The organism is Paenibacillus sp. V4I9 (assembly GCF_030817295.1).
Lineage (GTDB): Bacteria > Bacillota > Bacilli > Paenibacillales > NBRC-103111 > Paenibacillus_E.
On record NZ_JAUSZE010000001.1, the window covers coordinates 4,941,733 to 4,960,610 of the forward strand.

Consider the following 18,878-nt stretch of genomic DNA (forward strand, 5'->3'; position numbering starts at 1 on the left):
AGATACGGATACAAAGTTGTGTAATTCGACAAATTGAGGACACTAAAAGCAATTAAAGTAACTTTTTTCAACCAATAATGCTATCCCACTTAAGAAAGGCTCCAATAATCCTATAGCTTTGAGCTATAATTGGGTGAGAACATCGAGAGGATGGAGTTCCATGTACAAGCTAGTTCTGGTTGACGACGAAGAGATTGTGCGAAGGGGACTGAAGTACTTCCTTGATTGGGAATCACTTGGATTTCAAATCGTCGCTGATTTCGAGGATGGGAAAGAAGCCATTGCCTACTTACAAACCCATGAGGTTGACATCGTGTTAACCGATATTCGAATGGCCGAAATCAATGGTCTCATGTTGGCCAAGCACATTTACGAGCAATTCCCCCACATTCGTGTCATTATCATTAGTGGATATAAAGATTTCGAATATGCCCAACAAGCCATTACTTATAATGTGGAGAATTACTTGTTAAAGCCGACCAAATATGATGAAATAACGGAAGTCTTCCAAGGCTTGAAACAAAAGCTGGACAAACAGAAAAGTAATCATATGATTCAACACCAGCAATCTGTTCGCTTTCATGAAATTCTTCCTTTATTGAAAGAGCAATTTTATACAGACCTGGTTATGGGGGCATTGAGGAATTCGGAAGAGCTTCATAAACGAATAAACTTGTTATCCCTTTCTTTAGATCCAACCTATTGCCCCTGCGCTTTGTTTGAATTGGAGCTGTATGAGCCAGTGAAGCTTTCCATTAAACGAGAAAAACTAATCTATTCTTTAAAAAGTATTTTCCATGCTGAGAACGCCAATTTCCTATATAAAGCTGTGTTTAATGATTATCATGGTCTGAAACTAATTGCCTTTCCCAACCATTCATTAAACCAAGACGCGCTTCGCGAGCAGTTAAATGTGGAGTTAAATGAAATTATTTCCCAAATTCGAAATAACTTTGATATCGCGATTCGGTATCACTTGACAGCGACATTCGATAGCCTTATTGAATTAGCCCGGTTTAGCGTACCCTTGAAGCTGGTTTATGAAGAGACCCGTGGTAAAGATCGACTGGAGCCAATGGAATATGAGAAGCTTCTCGAGAAGTACAAGATATTTATAGCGAATGTAACAGACGGTCAAACGGAAGAAACGATGAGTTTACTTGATCGATTCCTTGACGAGTTTCGTGATTTGCCTGTTTCTTTTGTTCATCGGTTGATTATGGACCTATTTGCCATGGTATTTCGCAATTACTCTGATCGGGGCTTGGTTGGAAAAAGCACCTCATGAAACCGCACACAATTACCATGCTGTCATTGAGATTAATGAGTTGGAGGATATACGTAAGTGGGCCAAGCAGTACATTAGCGATCTTATGGTTCTCAATATGACTTCCAAAGAGACCAATGCAAAGCTGATCGTCGAAGCTGCGCAGAAGTATATCCTATCTAACTATCATCGGGATTTATCGCTGGAAGAGGTTGCTAATCATGTTTTCTTAAATCACATTTACTTTAGTCGAATTTTCAAACAAGCCTTGGGAATCAATTATATTGATTATTTAACCCAATTGCGCATTCAGAAAGCGATTGAATTATTGGAATCTCGCCAATATAAAATTCATGAGATTACAGAAAAAGTAGGTTATCTCAATAGCAAGTACTTTACCCGATTGTTTAAACAAACGACAGGCGTCAGTCCTAAGGATTATATTCGTCAACAAAGCCTGCTTCCCAAAGGTGCTGAACATGAAAACAAACCGTAATTTAATTCAAGCCGTCCGGTTGTACAAGTTTCAGAGTCTCTTTATCAAGAGCTTAATCCTGATTTTCCTGCTGGTTATCGTTCCTTTCACAGGGTTAAGTGTCGTTATGTATCTTCAGATGAACAAAGCCATTGAAACTGAGGTTAGCAGCATTAATATGAACTCCCTTTACCGCGTGAAGGATAGTATCGATAATATTTTCAAACAAATGGACCGTGTTTCGCTAGAGATGATTTATCAAGATGATGTCGGATCATTCATGTTATCTGATTTCATCAATTCCAACCCTGCTAAAATGCAAACTATTCGCGATAAAATCTCGATGTATACACGTTCCTTTAAGTATATAGATTCCCTATATGTCTTTTCCGATAAAAATAATTACATGCTTTCTAATCGATCAAACTCTTCTTTAGAAGAGTTCGATGACAAGAGCTGGTACAGCTCTGTTTATCAAAAAATGGATAGTAATTTATCCTACCTTGATCTTCGTAAACGGAACGATACTTATCCGTTCTATATCTCCATTACGCGCCCAGCCTATCTCTACGAGGATAAAATTGGTGCAGTTACAGCAAATATTGATCTCGAAGAGCTTAGTAAATTTTTAAATCAAACAAGTGAACAATTCGAAAATACGTACATCGTCAACGGCGACGTAGTTTTGTACAGCCTTAATCGCAATGAGTTCATGTCCAATATACAAGACATTGACCTTCTGAATGGTGCAGATGTTCTTGCAGATAACAAGGAGCCTCATTCTTCTATTAAAACCATTCATGGACAAAAATACATTCATTCTGTGCTCCCCTCAGGGGATAAAGGGCTAACTTATATTTCGCTATTACCGTTAATCAATTACGAGCAAAAAATGAAAGATCTCCGTGCATTTTTGTATGTGTTTTTTGGCGTTGGTACGATCATTGTCTTAATTGTATCCCTATTGATCTCCATTAAGACGTTCTCACCAGTTAATCAGATTATGTCCATGATTGAAGACCAGGAAAAACTAGAGCCTTTGATGATCTCCAGCGAGAAGAGCAAATGGAATGAGGTAAGAACGATCACCAATTCGATCTTCCGAACCCTTGATGCGAAGAAAGGTTTAGAACAAGAGCTGCAGCTGCGTATGCACTCCTTACGAAAAGCGCAAACAATCGCCTTACAGAATCAGACTACACCACATTTCTTATACAACACCTTGGAAACCATTAAATATCTGGCGATCGAGTTAACGAAAGGACACAATCCCGTGTCTCATATGGTTACAGCGCTCTCTGATCTATTACGCCGCAGTCTAGATACAGACAATCCTTTAACCGATATTCGGGATGAAGTGCAGCATGCCAAACAATATGTGGAGATCATGCAGGCCAGGTATCCGAACAAATTCGATGTTGTATGGCAAATCCAAGAAAGTCTTCTTACTTGCCACATCTTAAAGATTTCCATTCAGCCCTTATTGGAAAATGCTTTCCAGCACGGAATTATTCCCACTAGAAACCCAGGACAGATTATCATTACGGGGCTGCGCACATCGGATGGCATTGTGATCACCGTTTCCGATAATGGCATAGGGATGCCTGACGCTCAGCTTAAGAAGCTTCAACAAAGCATGGCTAGCGGGGTTAATTTAGAGGAAAAGCATATTGGGTTAAAAAACTTAAACCAACGTATCAAATTAATATTTGGCGATGAATTCGGGGTATTCATTACAAGAAATCTGCACAGGGGCACGGCGGTGTTCATTGTTATTCCTGAAAAAAAAGACCTACACGAAATTGTGTAAGTCGCAGAAATGGCAACAGCCGATAAAGAGTCGCATGACTCATTATCGGCTGTTGTCACATTATTCACTCCATTTTACGCCACAGCTGCTGCTCTTCTCGTGCTTTTTTTCGTCTTCTTTCTTCATAGACCGTCTCTGTTCTCTTCTCGGAACTCCCGAGGTGATAGACCGTTTATCTTGCGGAATAGCTTCGAAAAATAATGCAAAGAAGAAAATCCGTGCTTGTCCGCGATCTCGGTGATGTTCAGATTCGTAAAGAGGAGGTCGTCCTTCGCCCGATTGATCCTGAATTGGATGACATACTGAGTTGGTGGCAATCCGGTTGCATCTTTGAACAAATCAAAGAAGTAACCCCGACTTATGCGTAACTCTTTGTAATAAATTTCCAAAGGCTGCAGGTTGCCTTGTACCAGATCCTGATCCAATCGTTCGAGCAGCTTAGACATGCGGAGATTGGGGATATGCTCTTCTTTCAGGGCAAAAGTTAGAAAAAACTCGATAAACTGCTGGAAGCTGCTCTGGACCTTTAGGCTGCGAACGTACGTCCGCTGGTTAGTATAGTGATTTTCGGTATAAAACTTCTCGAAGAAATCCATCCATAGCCGCAGCTTCTCCACTTTCACATGCTCGGGTAATGAATAAGGAAATGCAGGTCCGATCAGGGTAGGAACCAGAGTGGCTGCATCATAGCAGATCATGCTCGGGTGGGTGAACTCGGCCCGACGATCTATGTACGACCAATCGAAATAACAGCAGATGTGGACCATCGGGTCTTGGCTGTCGGCAACCCAATGATGGGGCTGCCCTGCTGGTATGTACACGAGAGAACCGGCTACCGTTTCATACGTGCGACCATTGGTGTGAATGACACCTCTTCCCTCACTGATCAAATATAGGGAGGCGGCATAACAGATCCGATTGTTGCTAGCCTGTCCTTTGGAGAATGGGTACCGGGTTGCATAGTACACATAAGGATGTAAGTCGGCGAAATCCATCCATGATCACCACCTTATTCAAAAAAAATTAAATTGTAATTGATATGACGATTGTACAAATAATTGACGATTTTGCAAATACAAAATAAACCGAATACTGTAGTATTTCTAAGTAAGGACGAAGATTTCTAAGGAGGATTTAACATGTTAGATACCAAGTATTTGTTGACAGATGAGCAAATGATGCAATTTATTACCAAAGGATATCTTGTACTTCAGAACGACATGCCTCATCAACTTCATTTGAGCATCATGAACCAGATCAATCATGTTATGCATAATGAAGGCAACCCCGGCAACAACATTCTGCCCCGTGTTCCGGACATTCAGCAGCTGTTCGATACGTCGATCGTCAAGGGAGCCTTAAGCAGTGTACTTGGTTCAGACTATTACATGCATCCACATCGCCACTGTCATTACAACCAACCGGGAAATCAGACGCCGGGTGGCGGAAAATGGCACAAAGACGGCTATTGGTCTTCCATGCGCAGTCATCGACCGTGGTGGGCGATGATTTTCTATTACACCCATGATATAACTGAAGATTTAGGACCTACTGCGATCATGCCAGGCACTCAATACTACGAAAAATTTCTCGGCGACCAATGTGAGACGCTGCTGCCCACAGGCAGGGCGGGTACTATGGTACTCGTGCATTTCGACTTGTGGCATAGAGCTTCGCTAAATGTATCAGAACTAGATCGTTATATGCTTAAGTTTCAATTTCTCAGATTGAGCGCACCGGAGTTTCCGAGCTGGAATCATCAAAGTAGGGAGATGATTGTACCGGCAGGAACGCCCGCTATCCATATGAATTTATGGCAAGACGTATGGGATTGGCTCCGCGGAGAACCTAAGGCAAAGCAGGTTGGCACGACAACGACCAAGGAGCGATTGTTGGCATTACGGCAAGAGCTTGAGCCTGAGAGTGCGGTCGATCGCGGGCGGGCGGCTGACGAATTGGGATGCATCGGAGCAGAAGCGGCTTCTTGCGCTCCCTCGCTAGCGCTTCTATTAAACGATCCGGTGGAAACGACCGCTTTGAATGCAGCCTATGCGCTTGGACAACTTGGAACTCAAGGGATCGAAATGCTGATCAAGCAAATAACGGAGGGGTCGAACCTGACAGCGGAACGGGCCGCATACGGATTGCAAGGTGCTGGCATTGAGGCGATTCCCGAGCTTCTCCGTGTTATGAAGCATGAGGATGAGAAGCGCAGAGCGTTGGCGGTTTTCGTACTCGGGATGATAGGATCTTCCGAAGGTGAAGTTGTGCCCTCACTTATCACAAGCTTGCAGGATCAGAGCGAATGGGTTCGCCGAAATGCGGTTGAATCATTAGGTATGCTCAAGAATGCTGGTGAACAGGTTGTTTCGGCATTAGCAAAAGTATTAAAGGATTCTCTACTTTGTGAAACTGAAGATGCTACAGAATCTAATTATACGGATTCGAAAAAGTCGTATGTAAGCAATCAGCCATACATTACCAATAAGGTCGGATATACTGCGGCACTTTCACTGCTGCGCACAGGTAAGACTGGTGACGTGAAAGATGCTGTCCACTCCTTAGAGCAAGCGCTTTACAGCAAGGACCGTTACGTTAGAGCTTATGCAGCGGAAGCTCTCACCCATCTGAGAACGGACGAAGCTGTTGATATCTTGATTCGATATTACCGCACTTCCCGCTGGTGTCCGGATACAAGTAAAGTCAGTACTTTTTAAGGACACGATTACTAATTCAAAAATGAAAGCAGGGCTGTCCTATAAGTAGGTAAAATCTACTTGAGGACAGCCCTTTGACATTATGGAACATTCGAATCGTTTCAGCATGAAATAAATACTTCCATTGGAAATTTTCCAATAGAATTGATGAATGAATCCCTATTCGCCGTTGAATGATGTTGTATTAAGTGCAACAATTGCTACCTAAATCTCGCCTTTTTCCCTTTTTTGTTGTAGAATATACAACAATTTGGTTCTATACAGGCCATTTCGCAACAAAAGGGCTCAAAATGTTGGAGCAAACTGCAACTTCAAGTTGCAAAATAGCCTTTGGGTGCGGAAATTATTGTATAAAATGCAACATTGGCAGCCACTATAGCCCATTTGCCCTCACGGAAGCTGAATGACTCTAAAATCAAATTTTGGAGATTTGAATACCAGTTGTGAGAGACATATTGAATCAATCGACAGTCTCAATATTCCAATATTAACAGCTTTCAGGCTGTCAATTCCCTACTTTCACTGGATTTAATCCAATGGAAGTAGCATTCAGCCCTCGAAATTCTCAAACTGGGGGCTGAATATTCCCAATAGGGCTTTTTGGAAAAGCCCCCTATCCATCCCCCAAGCTAAAATCACATCATTCGCTCCATTTTACGCCACAGCTGCTGCCCTTCCCGGGCTTCTTCCCATGGCTCAAAATGAGGAAACATGACCTCGTGCCAATTGTCCGGAGACTGCTTCGTGGTCAACAAGCCTTGACGTTTTATAGTGCTGACCCTAGCAGGTAATTCATGATAGGAAAATAATAACCTACCAAAAGAACCGATCATATAGGTTTGATTAAAGCTGTCAGGGGACTCTTCTTGCTTTTGATAATGATAATAGATATAGCTCGATGTCATATCCGGTTTCAATCTGGCAATTGAGCCAACTCGCTTCTCGACTGACCGGCTGCCGTACCAAGAATCCGTGTCTTCCAGCACCCCGTCGTGAAAAACGTCTATCATTGGGATCGCCAGTCTGTATAACGTCTCACTAGAACTGTCGCCATCATTAGGTTCAGTTGGCCACCTCTCTAGGTATTGGTCGAAAGACATCGGCCAATCCCAGACTGGAACATTCGGACCGCCTAATACTTCGGCATATACGCAAACATACTGAACGCAAGAGAAAACAGAAACATTCGTTAGACCTATTGCTGCCCATTCTTCACGCAGTGCATTTGCATCTTCTTTAACAATTTGCTGGAATCCGCTTACCATTACTTTGCGAAGTTGGGAGTAGAAGAGGAGCCTATGTATCATGCTTCGATATCCCCCGCCCCAAAATAAAATGCCCTAGCATTGTGAAAGCGCACGCATGCACGCTCCTTGACGTTCCACTGCTCAGGCAGCAGCTGCTCGAATAATTGAACAACATCGTAATATGAGCCCGCCATTAAGGCTACAGGCCAATCACTGCCGAACATGATACGGTTCGGACCAAATCGTTCAGCAGTGTGACGAATATACGGTCTTAATAGTTGGGGATTCATACCACCAGCCGGTGTGATCATGCCTGACCATTTGCAATACACGTTAGGGAATGCAGAAAACTCGGTAATGTATGCCGACCAAAGCTCTAATTCACCCGTACGAATAGGCGGGCCGCCTAGATGGTTAATAACGGCCTTCAAGTGAGGTACGCACCTAAGACATTGAAGTACAGTTGGCATATTATCCGGACCGATAAGCAGATCGATTGGAAAACCATCCTCCTCTAACAGACGAAGATGCTCTAGCAAACGATCCGGAACTTCTGTACTCGGCTCGAAGACGGAACGGTCCAACCTAATCCCAACGAATTGCTGGTTGTTACGTAAACGTTTATAGTCGTCAACGAATGAATCCGCGAACGGATTAAGCCAACCTACGACACCGAGGATTCGCTTATCTTTACCTGCCAGCTCAAGCAGAAATTCCGTCTCAGCTACTGTCGGTGCCGCCTGTACGGCGATAAACCCATGCACAGCATCAGCAGCCTCAATTGCAAGCAATTCAGATGGCAAATAATTCTGGTACAGAACCGGATTACTGGGCTTAAGCCAATGATAATCTCCACGCTCCAGCTTCCAGAAGTGGACATGGCTGTCGAGATAGGAAACTCCATCTCCAGTAGAAGATTGACGATTAGATGTCATGGATTACATTCTCTCCTCATTATGACTCGCTATGCTTGGTTACGGCCTCGAATAAGCTTCGCAGTCGCACCTTCCGCTTCCATACTCCAAGGCGTTTCATAGGTCGGCTGATTCACATAGCGTTTCATATGCAGTTTCAACTGAATTCCTGCCCCAGATGCAAGGGTGACTGGCAGCCATTTACCATCGAGCTCTCTCTCTCCAACTTTCCGACCACTTTGATTAAAACTCTCCATATAAATAAACTGATGTTCACCGAAGCTGCCCGCTTGTACGATCAGCTCGCGCTCCTCGAACGCGGAAAGGTTCACAAGCGTTAATGTAACAAACTCGTCGCCGATAGCCTCAACTAAAGCGCTAACATCCTCAGGAAGACCACAACGCTTACGGACCGCATCGTAATAGCGTACTCTAGCATGCTGAAGTCCTCCGTGGGAAATGTGCATGGGAGCACCTAACATCATTTGCAGCAATCCTTCAAAATAAACAGGGGAAAATTCCTGCCACTGATGGATGCTGTAGGGATGATCCCAATCCCAGCTGGTTGGATCACCTTCAGGAGATCGAAGCTTCTCTAATTGGATAGAGATTAGCTCTAGATTTTGCTGCAGAATGCGCTCTGGGTAGTCAGGGAACTGCCCTCGCATATATAAGTACCATGGTACTGTATTAGCAATATAATGCTTTGTTTCCTTGCGGGTTACACCATTTCTGCCAGAAATGGTGGGCATATCGATAGATCGGAAGTGGTCTTCATAGGGAATCCGATCCACACGCGCCGCATCTTCCTCAGCCATCGATACCGACCATAAATAGATTGGATATGTAGGAACCTGGATACGATAGTCGGTCCAACCCGAGTCAAAATGCTTATTCGGAACAAGCCACTTCCCATTCACTTCCTTACCGAGCTCCCAATTGCGGTCCAATTGCGAGCGTGCTAAATCCAGCTTACTTCGATCGCCCGACAGGAGTACAGCGTTCATGCATGCATTCGTCAGAGGTTCAATAATGGACATGAATCCATGCGGCCAACGATAGCCGTAGTAACCGCCCCACCATTTACCATCGTTGTACTCACCAATGGTATCGCTTAATCCAACGTTGTCGGGAATAAGCCCCCCGTTCCGCTGTGTCCGCTCTGCCCAGGCGTCCAAATAGTCCAAAACCCACTGGCGATAAGTTTCATCGCCCGTGTACATGTAAGCATTGGTCATTAGCCCGGTGGCATTCAAATTAAGGGGTACGTCTCCCTTCGCTTTCCTCTCATTCATTCTGCTTATAATTTCACTGTAAATGGCATCGTCTGACCACTTGCACTTACCGCTTGCAAAGTCCACACCAGGAACATCCTCGAACGGAGCCAAGTAATCGTCCAGCACCCCTCGATGTGTTACCCAATCCTCTTCTGTCATCTGGAAGCGCGGTCCCTTGCTGCCGGTAATAGGCGAACGCATCAACTTAAGATTCGCATCATAATTTGGCACCTCTGGATTATTACCCGTGTAGAGCTCAGCAAACTTAACGGCACGCTGATGATTCTTCAGCGATTGCGGATCAGACAAACCAAGGAAATAGAAATATAAATAGCCTTCGCCATGATGCATCCAGTCATAGTAAGCATCGAATTCATTATGAATTTGACCGTATTCCGTCCATTGCCAAGTAATGGCATCAAACATGAGACGGGACAAGCGCTGAATTTCTTCGTTCCCTCCCAGCACATACAGCAAAGATAAATTCATGAAAGCTTCGTATGGATCGTCCGATCCGTCCATCCCCGGCCAATCGCTTCGCCAAACGATCGTCCCGTCTTCCCGTGTATAGCGACGTACATACTCAACCGCTGCCTCGTTCAATGTATCTATTAACTCCCGCTCCATGAGCGCCCAAGTTGGTGCTGTCCACGAATCACGCGAATAGATGGTACCGGTTGTGGAATTGGATCTGTTTGTTTGTCTCATTGGTGTGATTCCTCCTACCAGAATGTATCATGTACGCCGCGCAGCTTGCAGACCGCTTCAGCGAAGAAATAGTCACCATAGATCATCGGTACGTTAACGTGCGTTTTCTTAGGACGATTGGCAGTTCCCATCCTAAGAATTGCTTCCTCGTTTGGATCATCCCAAGCCGTATATCGTTCATTTAATTTAAAAATCAGTTTCTCGGCTGCACTACGATATAGCTCAGACTCGTCCTTAGGTACCAACAAACTCAACTCCAGCATTCCGCTTGCTGCACAGGCTGAAGCGCTAGAGTCCATAGCCATTCCTTCTTCCCAAGGAGCTCGGAAATCCCAAGGAGGCAAACCATCGTCAGGAACATTTGCTAGGAAAAAATGCGCGGCACGTTTGGCTGCATCGATATATCGTTGATCTCCTGTATAGCGAGCGCTAAGTGCCATGCCGTATAGCGCCCATGCGGTTCCGCGAGACCATGCTGAATCCGGTGAATAGCCTTGTCCGCCAAGCGCTTCTTGTCTCTCTCCAGTCTCAGGATCGAAGCACACAATATGGTGTGACGAGCCATCCGGACGAAGAAATTCACGCAAAGTCGTGTCCGCATGAAGAGCTGCCACATGCCGGAAACGAGGGTCGCCCGACTCCTCACTTGCCCAATAAAGCAGCGGCAGATTCATCATGCAGTCAATAATAGCCCAACCAACCCGCTCCGGCTGGTTCCAGGCGCGAATGAACTGGCCCTTCACATTAAAACGCCCAAGAAGATGACTGGCTGCCGTCATTGCACGCCGTTTCGAAATTTCACTGCCAAGCAGCTTGTACTGCGCCACGGAAGATAAGCTCCACATAAAACCTACGTCATGATGCAGCGGGTAAAAGTCGGTAAGTACAGGGTCCATCAAGGCTTCGATCTGATCTGCTGTCTCTTTAAGCTCCACTTCCTTGGACTCGCGATAAACCAGCCACATCAGGCCTGGCCAGAACCCATTCGTCCACCAATCGGCTTCTTCACTATTATATTTTCTGTTATATGAGATATATGGGAAATCAGCGCCAATGGTCTCGCTCATTCGTCCTACTTTGCCTATAATTTGTTGCCAAATCTCTTCTACCCACGGTGCACGCGATGCATCCGCTCCAACAATTGCTTCTACGCTAGACATTGTTCAACATCCCCTTTTACCATGTTAATGGCTGACCTGGAAATAAAGAAAGCAGCCGATCCAATTCATCTTGAGGCAAACCAACTCCATCGCAATAACTGGCATTAAGGCCTAACGAGCGTAATGAAGTCGTTCCCGTTAAGGTCACCGTAATGTCTGGGCTAGATAGGCTAAACCGCATGGCAGGCTCAATCAACCCTTTGGGCTCCGACTTACGAAGGAAGGCTAACTCTTGGATTCGACGCTGCGCTTCTTGAAACAGGAGCGAATCCTGCTTCATAAATGGCGCTGGAGCATCTGCAAGAAGACCCATTCCGAGAACGCTCCCATTAATAACAGAAACGCCATGCTCTCGGGCAGTCGGCAGCAACTCATCCATGGCAGAATAGTCAATAAGCATATAACGACAAAACGTTTGCACGGAGTCAATATGTCCTGACCGAATAAAGGGCAGCAGTAAAGATGGATCAAAGGCGTTGACCCCAATGGCTCGAACCTTACCCTGCTCCTTCAGCTTGAGAAGGGCGGGAATCGTTTCGTTCATTCCCATTTCCATGTTCGTCTGATCAAGTTCGTGCATTTGGATAAGATCCAGATAATCAGTCCCAAGGCGTGTAAGACTGTCCTCCACAGAACGAATCGTATTGTCGTAAGTATACGGCACACCGCGCATCACGGCTTTACTCGCAAGGACTACCTTCTCTCTTTTGCCCTGCAGCGCCTTCCCAATTCGCCGTTCGCTTTCTCCTCTTCCATATAACGGTGCTGTATCGATAAAGTTGATCCCGAGTTCCAAAGCGCGATCGATCACCTCTGTTACTTGCTCATCCGTGACCGGACCGTAATCCCCGCCAAGTGGGGCACCCCCAAGTCCAAGCTTCGAAACTCGAATTCCCGTTTTGCCAAATGTGGTATACTCCACTTTGATCACATCCTCAATGTCTCTATTAACTGATGCTGTTATTATACTTCAATTAGCCTCCTTCAAGTTTTGCAGAAATACACCGAATTGTTGTTTTCTTGCACTAATTTATGGATACTTCTATAAACCATCTGTACTCCCCGTTAGCTTCGACAATGGCTGCTTCGTTTTGCCGTATTGCATGAGCAAGATCATCCATCTTTCCTGTCGCAGGCTCGATTGCAAAATGATAATGGCCGCCATAGCCACCATAATTAGCCCAAATTGCTAGATAAGGCACTTGTTCCGGAGGAAACCGGAGCGTAACCGCTTCGCCTGTCGCAGGATCACTAAGTTGTGCCCAGCCATGCTTAACCTTATTTGTAAAATAGTATTTTTCCGCATATTTCCCCTCTGCTGGTTCGATCATGCTAAGATCTACACGACCGATTTCCGTTTGAATGAGAGGCCAAGATTTCCTGTCCTGAAAGACGCCAAGACGTTGCCGTTCAGAATAAGAGATCTCAATTTCTATCATGTCGTTCGGAACATTCAATATCATACCTTCTCGGACTTGAAATAAAGGATGTGCTGCCCAAAGAAAGGAAAATGGCGATAAGGAATGATTCTTCAAATTATAATCGATACGCAAGGTATCTTCAGCAGCAAAAGAATACACCTTCTCCAACGTATACGGAAAATGAACACCATTCACTCGGCAATGTAGCTCATCTCCCCTACACTGACTGCTCCATTCGGTGGACCATACTTCCCCATGGTCTGGAATCATCTGGTTCTGCCATGGTTTTTCCGGGTAGAAACACTTGTTAATGCTTGGAAACATTTCATCCCATCCACTCTCGTCTCCAGTAGCAAAGGATGAACCAAAACCAGTGTTTCCCAGCGGTTTACCGCTTCGCCAGAGCCACTCCCGGTTCGTCTTTCGATTCAATAGCGACGCCACTTTACTGCCGAGACTCGGAATCACGGTTAACGAGATGCTGTTTGTTTGCCCAACCCAAGTTAAATAGCCTTTACTTTCGATTTGTGTCCAACTTCCCAAGTCTATCCCTCATTTCAATCTTTTTTAAAACCCTGCAAATAGAAAAAGCGCCAATTTTTCGAATTGGCAGCTTAATTCGTACCTATTTATTACTTGACTCACTTACTTTCAATTGCTTTACTCGCATAAACGGAGGTGAGTACTTGCCCCTTGATGAATTTTATCTAAACGAAGCACTTCTTCCAATTGCAATTTGGCTTGTTCAAGCTTGCCGATTCCAATGAAGCCGAGTGCCATCATATAATTGCAATGGATTTCGTTGCGCTTGTTAAGATCATCCTCGAACACAAGGAAATCCGGGAGCGAGACTGCGAAATAATCGAATTTTACTTGATCAAAAATATGCTTTTCGGAATAGTCAATGAGCTTGTTGAATCGGCGCTTAGCCTCTTTTTCATTTAGCAGCTTCAACCATGCCAAGCCTTGATAAAAAATCATATCCGGCGGCTGATCGTTGTAGTACATCGCACCGGCAGGCTCCTCCATACCTATTGACGCCTTCTCGAAAAACGCTGTCGCGTTGTCCTTCATGTTCAGACCTTCAAAAGCACAGCCTAAATAGTAAAAGATTTGGTTTTCTTGCGCGCCGGTAAGCTTTCCTTCACCGAGGTTTTCAGGAAGATGAAGTGCTTTATGCAAAAGTTCAAGCGCTTGCTCATACTTAGCTTCATCTAATGCGCGCTTAGCCAACTCTACATGTGAATACATGTACTGGCCTGTTACCTTCCCCTCACCGCCTTCCCAGGGATGAAACTTCCGAGAAGCCAGAGCCTCTGCAGCCTGCTCGTGTTTACCTTGAGAATTGAGCAGTGTAACGTATTCCAAATAGAGATCGTCACGCTGAACGACTAAAGCCATGTGCATTTCAAGTTTTTCAAAACGACTCTCCGGCGAGTAACCCAGCTTTTTGTAAAGCTGATCAAGCTCATAAAATACTCTCGCGTCACTCTGCTGGCATTCAAACGCTGTTTCCAATGACACAATCGCCGCCTGAGCGTCGCCGCGTTTATTGAAATAGGCCAGTGCTAAATTACGGTGAACGGTTGCGAAATCGCCGTGAATATCCTGGGAAGATTCCCAATGGCAGATTGCGTCCTCGTAGCGTCTTTTGTCATACAGCAAGTTACCAAGATAGTAATGCGCTTTATCATCATTGTCATTGGAGGCAATGGCACTTTCCAAAATAAGCAAGTCGAACCAACTGTTCGGGAAGCAGTAATCCGGCGCCGCTGCATTTCCGTGTTGCCGATGTTTCGCTGCGACGTCCGGGTAGCCCGCTTTCTCATGCAAGTAACCAAGTGTGTAGTGCAGTAGCGGATATGCATCCGTACTATCCTTCTGAACGATTCGATTCAGCACTTCAATCGCCTCGGCATATAAACCACTCCCGGCATAGTCCGATACGAGGTTCAAGTAATTATGAGCATCGCCGCGCATAAGCAGTATTAACTCTCCAAGCACACGATTGGCGTTTTCTTGATCACCTTGGGCTAAATTCACTAGATAGCATTCGTTATATGCTGCAAAATCGGCAATATCAAGCTTAAGTGTTTCTTGGGCAAAAGCGAGCGCGTCCTCGTTGAATCCTAATTTGCGCAGCAATACTGTTTTCAAATGGCGCGCCTTATAGTTATGAGCGTTGCGGATGAGCGAACGCTCAGCCAATTCAAGCGCTTCTTCATAGTTTCCTTTTTCGCAGGCGATCTGAGCGAGCGAAAAGTAGCCGCTGTCCTGCCAAGCTGCAGACCAGACTGCTTTATAGAAGGCGGCGAACGCTTCATCCAGGCGACTCTGCATTTTCAGAGATACACCCAACTGATAGTAGGCTTCGCTGTCGTATGGATTCGGGTTGCGCCACGTAAGCGACTTCACCGCTGTGCGGAAATGTCCTTCGGCCTCGCGGAACAAACAGCGGCGGAGCAGCAGTGTTCCATACACGACATTGATTCGGATATCGTTCGGATCGCGCTTGAGCCCCTCCAAATAATAATCGTCCGGCTCGAACGTTGCATGGCGGTATTGTTCCAGGTGCAGTCCGGCCAAATATAGCTGCTCGTTCGAAATCAGTTCCTGAGGTTCTGGAAGCGGCTTGGCCGCATCTGGCGCCTCCTCAATCGAGGGTTTGATTGGACGATAGGATACGAGCAAATTGCCTTTATGATCCCAAACTTGCACAAACAAATCATACGGTTTATCTGCTTCATCAAGCAAAATCACTGATTTATAGGTTGAGACTGGTGATAATTCAAGCTTTTCCTTTAAATAGGTGCGCTGACGGCTTTTCAGCTCCACGACGGCATCCGGGAAAATCGAAGTTGCATAAACATGGACAACAGCTTCACGGGTTGCTTCGTCGACTTCAAGATTAACTGCGGCATCGATAGTCGCATTTTTGACGACTCCAATATTTTTGTACGGCATAAAGTACTGCTTAAATGATTTCTCTTCATAAGGCTGCAGCCAAGTAAAATCCGGTTGATTGTCGGTATATACGCCGGTCATCAATTCGATATAAGGGCCGTCTTCGTCGGTCAGATTGCGATCCCATGCTTGCCCGAATTCGCCGTTCCCCCACGTCCACTGCTTTTTCCCCGGGGAAATGTGGTGGTTAGCGACGTGCAAAAGCCCTGCCTGTACGCCGTGATCATAACCCCCGACAAAGTTGTAATCGGATTTGTACGCCATGTAAGAAGTTGGAACTGGAATGTTCTTGTACCGCGAGATATCAACGCCAGCGGAATAGTCCATTTTGTAGTACGTGCCGGTAGCAATTGGGAATCGGGACACATCCCGCTTGCCATGATCGAATACGGCCGTAACGTCCTGCGGAAATACGGATTGCGTATGTTCGTTTACGGCAACCGCCGGATTGGCCCACCACAGGAAGGTTTGCGGTTCTGGCGTACGGTTGTAAAGCTGTGCCGAGATTTCCAAGTACGCTTTACCTGGATACAACGTGAAACCTGTGGTTACTTTCGTGCCGTACATGCGATCAATTTCGCTCACCCATGCCGTTGCGCTGCCATCCTCGTTCACTGTGTAGCGATATTCTACGGGTCCGAATGTGTTGGGACGGTGATGCTGCGGCCAGTTGAACTCGATACCTCCTGATATCCACGGTCCGGCGAGGCCAACAAGCGCAGGCTTGATCACTCTGTTGTAATAAACGAAATCGTAATGATTCGTTTTGTCCAGCGCGCGATAGATCCGTCCTCCGAGCTCTGGCATCATTTCAATTCGAACATATTCGTTTTCAAGAATAACCAGTCGATAGCTTTTCATTACTTTCTCGTCTTCTATTTTATCAATGACAGGATGCGGATAGACGCGGCCGGAGCTGCCTTGATACACCCGTTTTTCCAAGAACATTGGATTTGGATTGGGCACTCCGATTCCGTAGGTGGGAATTTCAACTGCTTCTTCCCATACTCGAACCGCTTGAACGTTATCTTGAGCCATTGAATCTGTCTTTTCATTCTTCATGGATGACCTCCTGCTAGATTATATCTCTAATTTACTTCTAGGATTCAGTTCTGCCAATTGACGAAATGCGGTTTATGATGGATGATATTCTTATTTCAATAAGAGGTGTGAGATTTATGGAAACGATTATGAAGCCTGAGGGCTTCCAACAGGAATTACTTCATGTCATGCCCGAATATATTTTGAAAGAATTAGAGCAATCGGAATTGACAAAGCATCTATATATAAGCGATATCGGCGTATTTCCGCGAGCTCAGTACCATTATCGGGAACGTTCTGACGGCTGCAACGCCCATATTGTTATCTATTGCACAGATGGCGAAGGATGGATCGAGCTTGAAAACCATAAACCGCTGCAATTATCTGCGCGGCATTTAGCCGTAATACCTGCAGGAATACCACACCGTTATGGAGCATCTTCCCATTTACCCTGGAGTATTCACTGGTTTCATTTGCATGGCGATCATGCTGCTCCATTAATTAAAATGTACAATTTGTACGAGGGCCCCATCTATCTGCCGCATAGCATAAACGCAAAGTTTCTGGCGGAATTCGAACACTGCTATGAATTGCTTTCGAACAAGGCGTATTCCATGGCGATACAAGTTCATGTTTCAAATGTCTTTCGGGAGCTTTTGAGCGATATTGGAATGAGTTCAGCGGGGTCTACGCAAGACAAAAAAAGGGAGAGCTATATGGAAAACGCCATCCGGTACATGAACGACCATTTGGAGGTTTCCATTACACTCGCCGATTTAGCCAAGCATACTGGGGTATCCAAACAGCATTTGATTTTTTTATTCAAGAAGGAGACCGGATTTCCGCCAGTGGAGTACTTTTTACGTCTCAAAATACAAAAAGCGAGCCAAATGCTCGACTTGACCGCCCTCACTATTAAGGAAATCGGAAACGCGATCGGCATATCCGATGCCTACTACTTCTCCAGACTTTTCAAGAAAATGATGGGGGTTTCCCCAACAGATTATCGCAAAATTCCAAAGGGGTAACGATGTACCTAAGAATAGACCCTGCATAATTGTGCACGATATGTCGGATGGATACATGCAATTCCTGCTATTCTTTTGATAATGGAGGTCAGATAAATGGATTTGCTTAAAAACATGAATGGTGCTTTAAAGTACATTGAGGAAAATCTTACGAACGATATTGATTTTATAGAAGTAGCAAGAAGGGCTTACTGCTCCGAATACCATTTTAAAAGGATGTTTTCCTTCCTTGCAGGTATTTCGCTATCGGAATACATCCGCCGCAGACGTCTTACTCTTGCAGCGCTTGAACTCAAAGGCAGCAGCATAAAGGTCATTGACGTTGCAGTGAAATACGGGTATAACTCACCAGATTCTTTTGCTAGAGCTTTTCAAAATTTGCATGGTATCGCACCGTCAGAAGCCAGAAATAATGGCCATTCACTTAAAGCCTACCCGCCAATGACCTTCCAGTTATCCATCAAAGGAGGAAATGAAATGATCTATCGAATTGAAGAAAAAGAGGCATTTCGCATAGTTGGAATTAAGAAAAGAGTTCCTATCAAGGGGAGCTTGATCACTATATTGGCGTAGCAACCACGAAGGAGTGTCCAGATCACCTAACACAGCTTGATGTTTCTGACTCAACATGGGCTGTATTCGAAGCAATCGGACCCTTTCCTGATACGCTGCAAAAATTTATGGGGACGTATTTATTCCGAATGGTTTCCATCCTCAAACTATGAAGCAATAGAAGGTCCAGAAATCCTTTGGAATGAGAATAAAGATGTAACCTCACCAACTTTTAAAAGTGAAATATGGATACCGGTTTTGAAAAAGTAAACATATGGAGGAGGGTTCTTTTGTAAC

13 protein-coding genes and 1 pseudogene are annotated in these 18,878 nt (G+C 45.1%); 6 read left to right on the forward strand and 8 right to left on the reverse strand.

What is annotated here, in order from left to right:
• The first annotated feature begins 160 nt into the window (after positions 1-160).
• The 3 genes from QFZ81_RS23115 to QFZ81_RS23125 are packed head-to-tail and all read left to right on the forward strand — an operon-like array spanning position 161 to position 3,552.
• Positions 161-1,288 (forward strand): response regulator, encoded by a 1,128-nt coding sequence (locus tag QFZ81_RS23115; RefSeq protein WP_307604925.1) that lies wholly within the window; start codon positions 161-163, stop codon positions 1,286-1,288.
• Positions 1,269-1,763 (forward strand): helix-turn-helix transcriptional regulator, encoded by a 495-nt coding sequence (locus QFZ81_RS23120; protein ID WP_307604927.1) that lies wholly within the window; start codon positions 1,269-1,271, stop codon positions 1,761-1,763. Before QFZ81_RS23115 ends, QFZ81_RS23120 begins: the two co-directional genes overlap by 20 nt.
• Complete coding sequence (locus QFZ81_RS23125; RefSeq protein WP_307604929.1) at positions 1,747-3,552, forward strand: sensor histidine kinase; 1,806 nt, start codon at positions 1,747-1,749, stop codon at positions 3,550-3,552. The genes QFZ81_RS23120 and QFZ81_RS23125 overlap by 17 nt, the downstream gene beginning before the upstream one ends.
• 122 nt (positions 3,553-3,674) lie before the next feature.
• Here QFZ81_RS23125 and QFZ81_RS23130 read toward each other — a convergent pair whose 3' ends face one another.
• Positions 3,675-4,547 (reverse strand): AraC family transcriptional regulator, encoded by an 873-nt coding sequence (locus QFZ81_RS23130; RefSeq protein ID WP_307604931.1) that lies wholly within the window; start codon positions 4,545-4,547, stop codon positions 3,675-3,677.
• Between the two features lie 144 nt (positions 4,548-4,691).
• Between QFZ81_RS23130 and QFZ81_RS23135 the strand changes: the two genes are divergently transcribed.
• Positions 4,692-6,269, forward strand: coding sequence for a HEAT repeat domain-containing protein (locus tag QFZ81_RS23135; protein WP_307441110.1), 1,578 nt, complete (start codon positions 4,692-4,694; stop codon positions 6,267-6,269).
• 635 nt (positions 6,270-6,904) lie between these two features.
• Here the strand turns inward: QFZ81_RS23135 and QFZ81_RS23140 are convergent.
• The 7 genes from QFZ81_RS23140 to QFZ81_RS23170 form a co-directional block, all read right to left on the reverse strand.
• Complete coding sequence (locus QFZ81_RS23140; protein WP_307604933.1) at positions 6,905-7,576, reverse strand: hypothetical protein; 672 nt, start codon at positions 7,574-7,576, stop codon at positions 6,905-6,907.
• Complete coding sequence (locus tag QFZ81_RS23145) at positions 7,573-8,451, reverse strand: amidohydrolase family protein (RefSeq protein WP_307441108.1); 879 nt, start codon at positions 8,449-8,451, stop codon at positions 7,573-7,575. Before QFZ81_RS23145 ends, QFZ81_RS23140 begins: the two co-directional genes overlap by 4 nt.
• 29 nt (positions 8,452-8,480) lie before the next feature.
• A complete protein-coding gene (locus QFZ81_RS23150; RefSeq protein ID WP_307604934.1) occupies positions 8,481-10,415 on the reverse strand; it encodes a DUF8034 domain-containing protein in 1,935 nt (644 codons plus the stop codon).
• A 14-nt stretch (positions 10,416-10,429) separates the two neighbouring features.
• The gene (locus tag QFZ81_RS23155; RefSeq protein WP_307441106.1) at positions 10,430-11,575 is read right to left on the reverse strand and encodes a glycoside hydrolase family 88 protein; all 1,146 of its coding nucleotides are present in this window, start codon (positions 11,573-11,575) and stop codon (positions 10,430-10,432) included.
• A gap of 16 nt (positions 11,576-11,591) precedes the next feature.
• Positions 11,592-12,497: an aldo/keto reductase gene (locus QFZ81_RS23160; protein WP_307441104.1), complete on the reverse strand. Its 906-nt coding sequence runs from the start codon at positions 12,495-12,497 to the stop codon at positions 11,592-11,594.
• Positions 12,498-12,600: 103 nt separating this feature from the next.
• Positions 12,601-13,539: an aldose epimerase family protein gene (locus QFZ81_RS23165; RefSeq protein ID WP_307604936.1), complete on the reverse strand. Its 939-nt coding sequence runs from the start codon at positions 13,537-13,539 to the stop codon at positions 12,601-12,603.
• Positions 13,540-13,656: 117 nt separating this feature from the next.
• Entirely contained in the window at positions 13,657-17,022 is a 3,366-nt protein-coding gene (locus QFZ81_RS23170) for a DUF5107 domain-containing protein (RefSeq protein WP_307604939.1), read from the reverse strand.
• Positions 17,023-17,138: 116 nt separating this feature from the next.
• Between QFZ81_RS23170 and QFZ81_RS23175 the strand changes: the two genes are divergently transcribed.
• The gene (locus QFZ81_RS23175) at positions 17,139-18,029 is read left to right on the forward strand and encodes an AraC family transcriptional regulator (protein ID WP_307441098.1); all 891 of its coding nucleotides are present in this window, start codon (positions 17,139-17,141) and stop codon (positions 18,027-18,029) included.
• Between the two features lie 96 nt (positions 18,030-18,125).
• A pseudogene (locus QFZ81_RS23180) lies at positions 18,126-18,851 on the forward strand (AraC family transcriptional regulator).
• Positions 18,852-18,878 lie beyond the last annotated feature (27 nt).

Coding starts and splice junctions, on each gene's coding strand:
- QFZ81_RS23115 (WP_307604925.1), top strand. CDS start 161: ATGTACAAGCTAGTTCTGGTTGACGACGAAGAGATTGTGCGAAGGGGA.
- QFZ81_RS23125 (WP_307604929.1), top strand. CDS start 1,747: ATGAAAACAAACCGTAATTTAATTCAAGCCGTCCGGTTGTACAAGTTT.
- QFZ81_RS23130 (WP_307604931.1), bottom strand. CDS start 4,547: ATGGATTTCGCCGACTTACATCCTTATGTGTACTATGCAACCCGGTAC.
- QFZ81_RS23135 (WP_307441110.1), top strand. CDS start 4,692: ATGTTAGATACCAAGTATTTGTTGACAGATGAGCAAATGATGCAATTT.
- QFZ81_RS23140 (WP_307604933.1), bottom strand. CDS start 7,576: ATGATACATAGGCTCCTCTTCTACTCCCAACTTCGCAAAGTAATGGTA.
- QFZ81_RS23145 (WP_307441108.1), bottom strand. CDS start 8,451: ATGACATCTAATCGTCAATCTTCTACTGGAGATGGAGTTTCCTATCTC.
- QFZ81_RS23150 (WP_307604934.1), bottom strand. CDS start 10,415: ATGAGACAAACAAACAGATCCAATTCCACAACCGGTACCATCTATTCG.
- QFZ81_RS23155 (WP_307441106.1), bottom strand. CDS start 11,575: ATGTCTAGCGTAGAAGCAATTGTTGGAGCGGATGCATCGCGTGCACCG.
- QFZ81_RS23170 (WP_307604939.1), bottom strand. CDS start 17,022: ATGAAGAATGAAAAGACAGATTCAATGGCTCAAGATAACGTTCAAGCG.
- QFZ81_RS23175 (WP_307441098.1), top strand. CDS start 17,139: ATGGAAACGATTATGAAGCCTGAGGGCTTCCAACAGGAATTACTTCAT.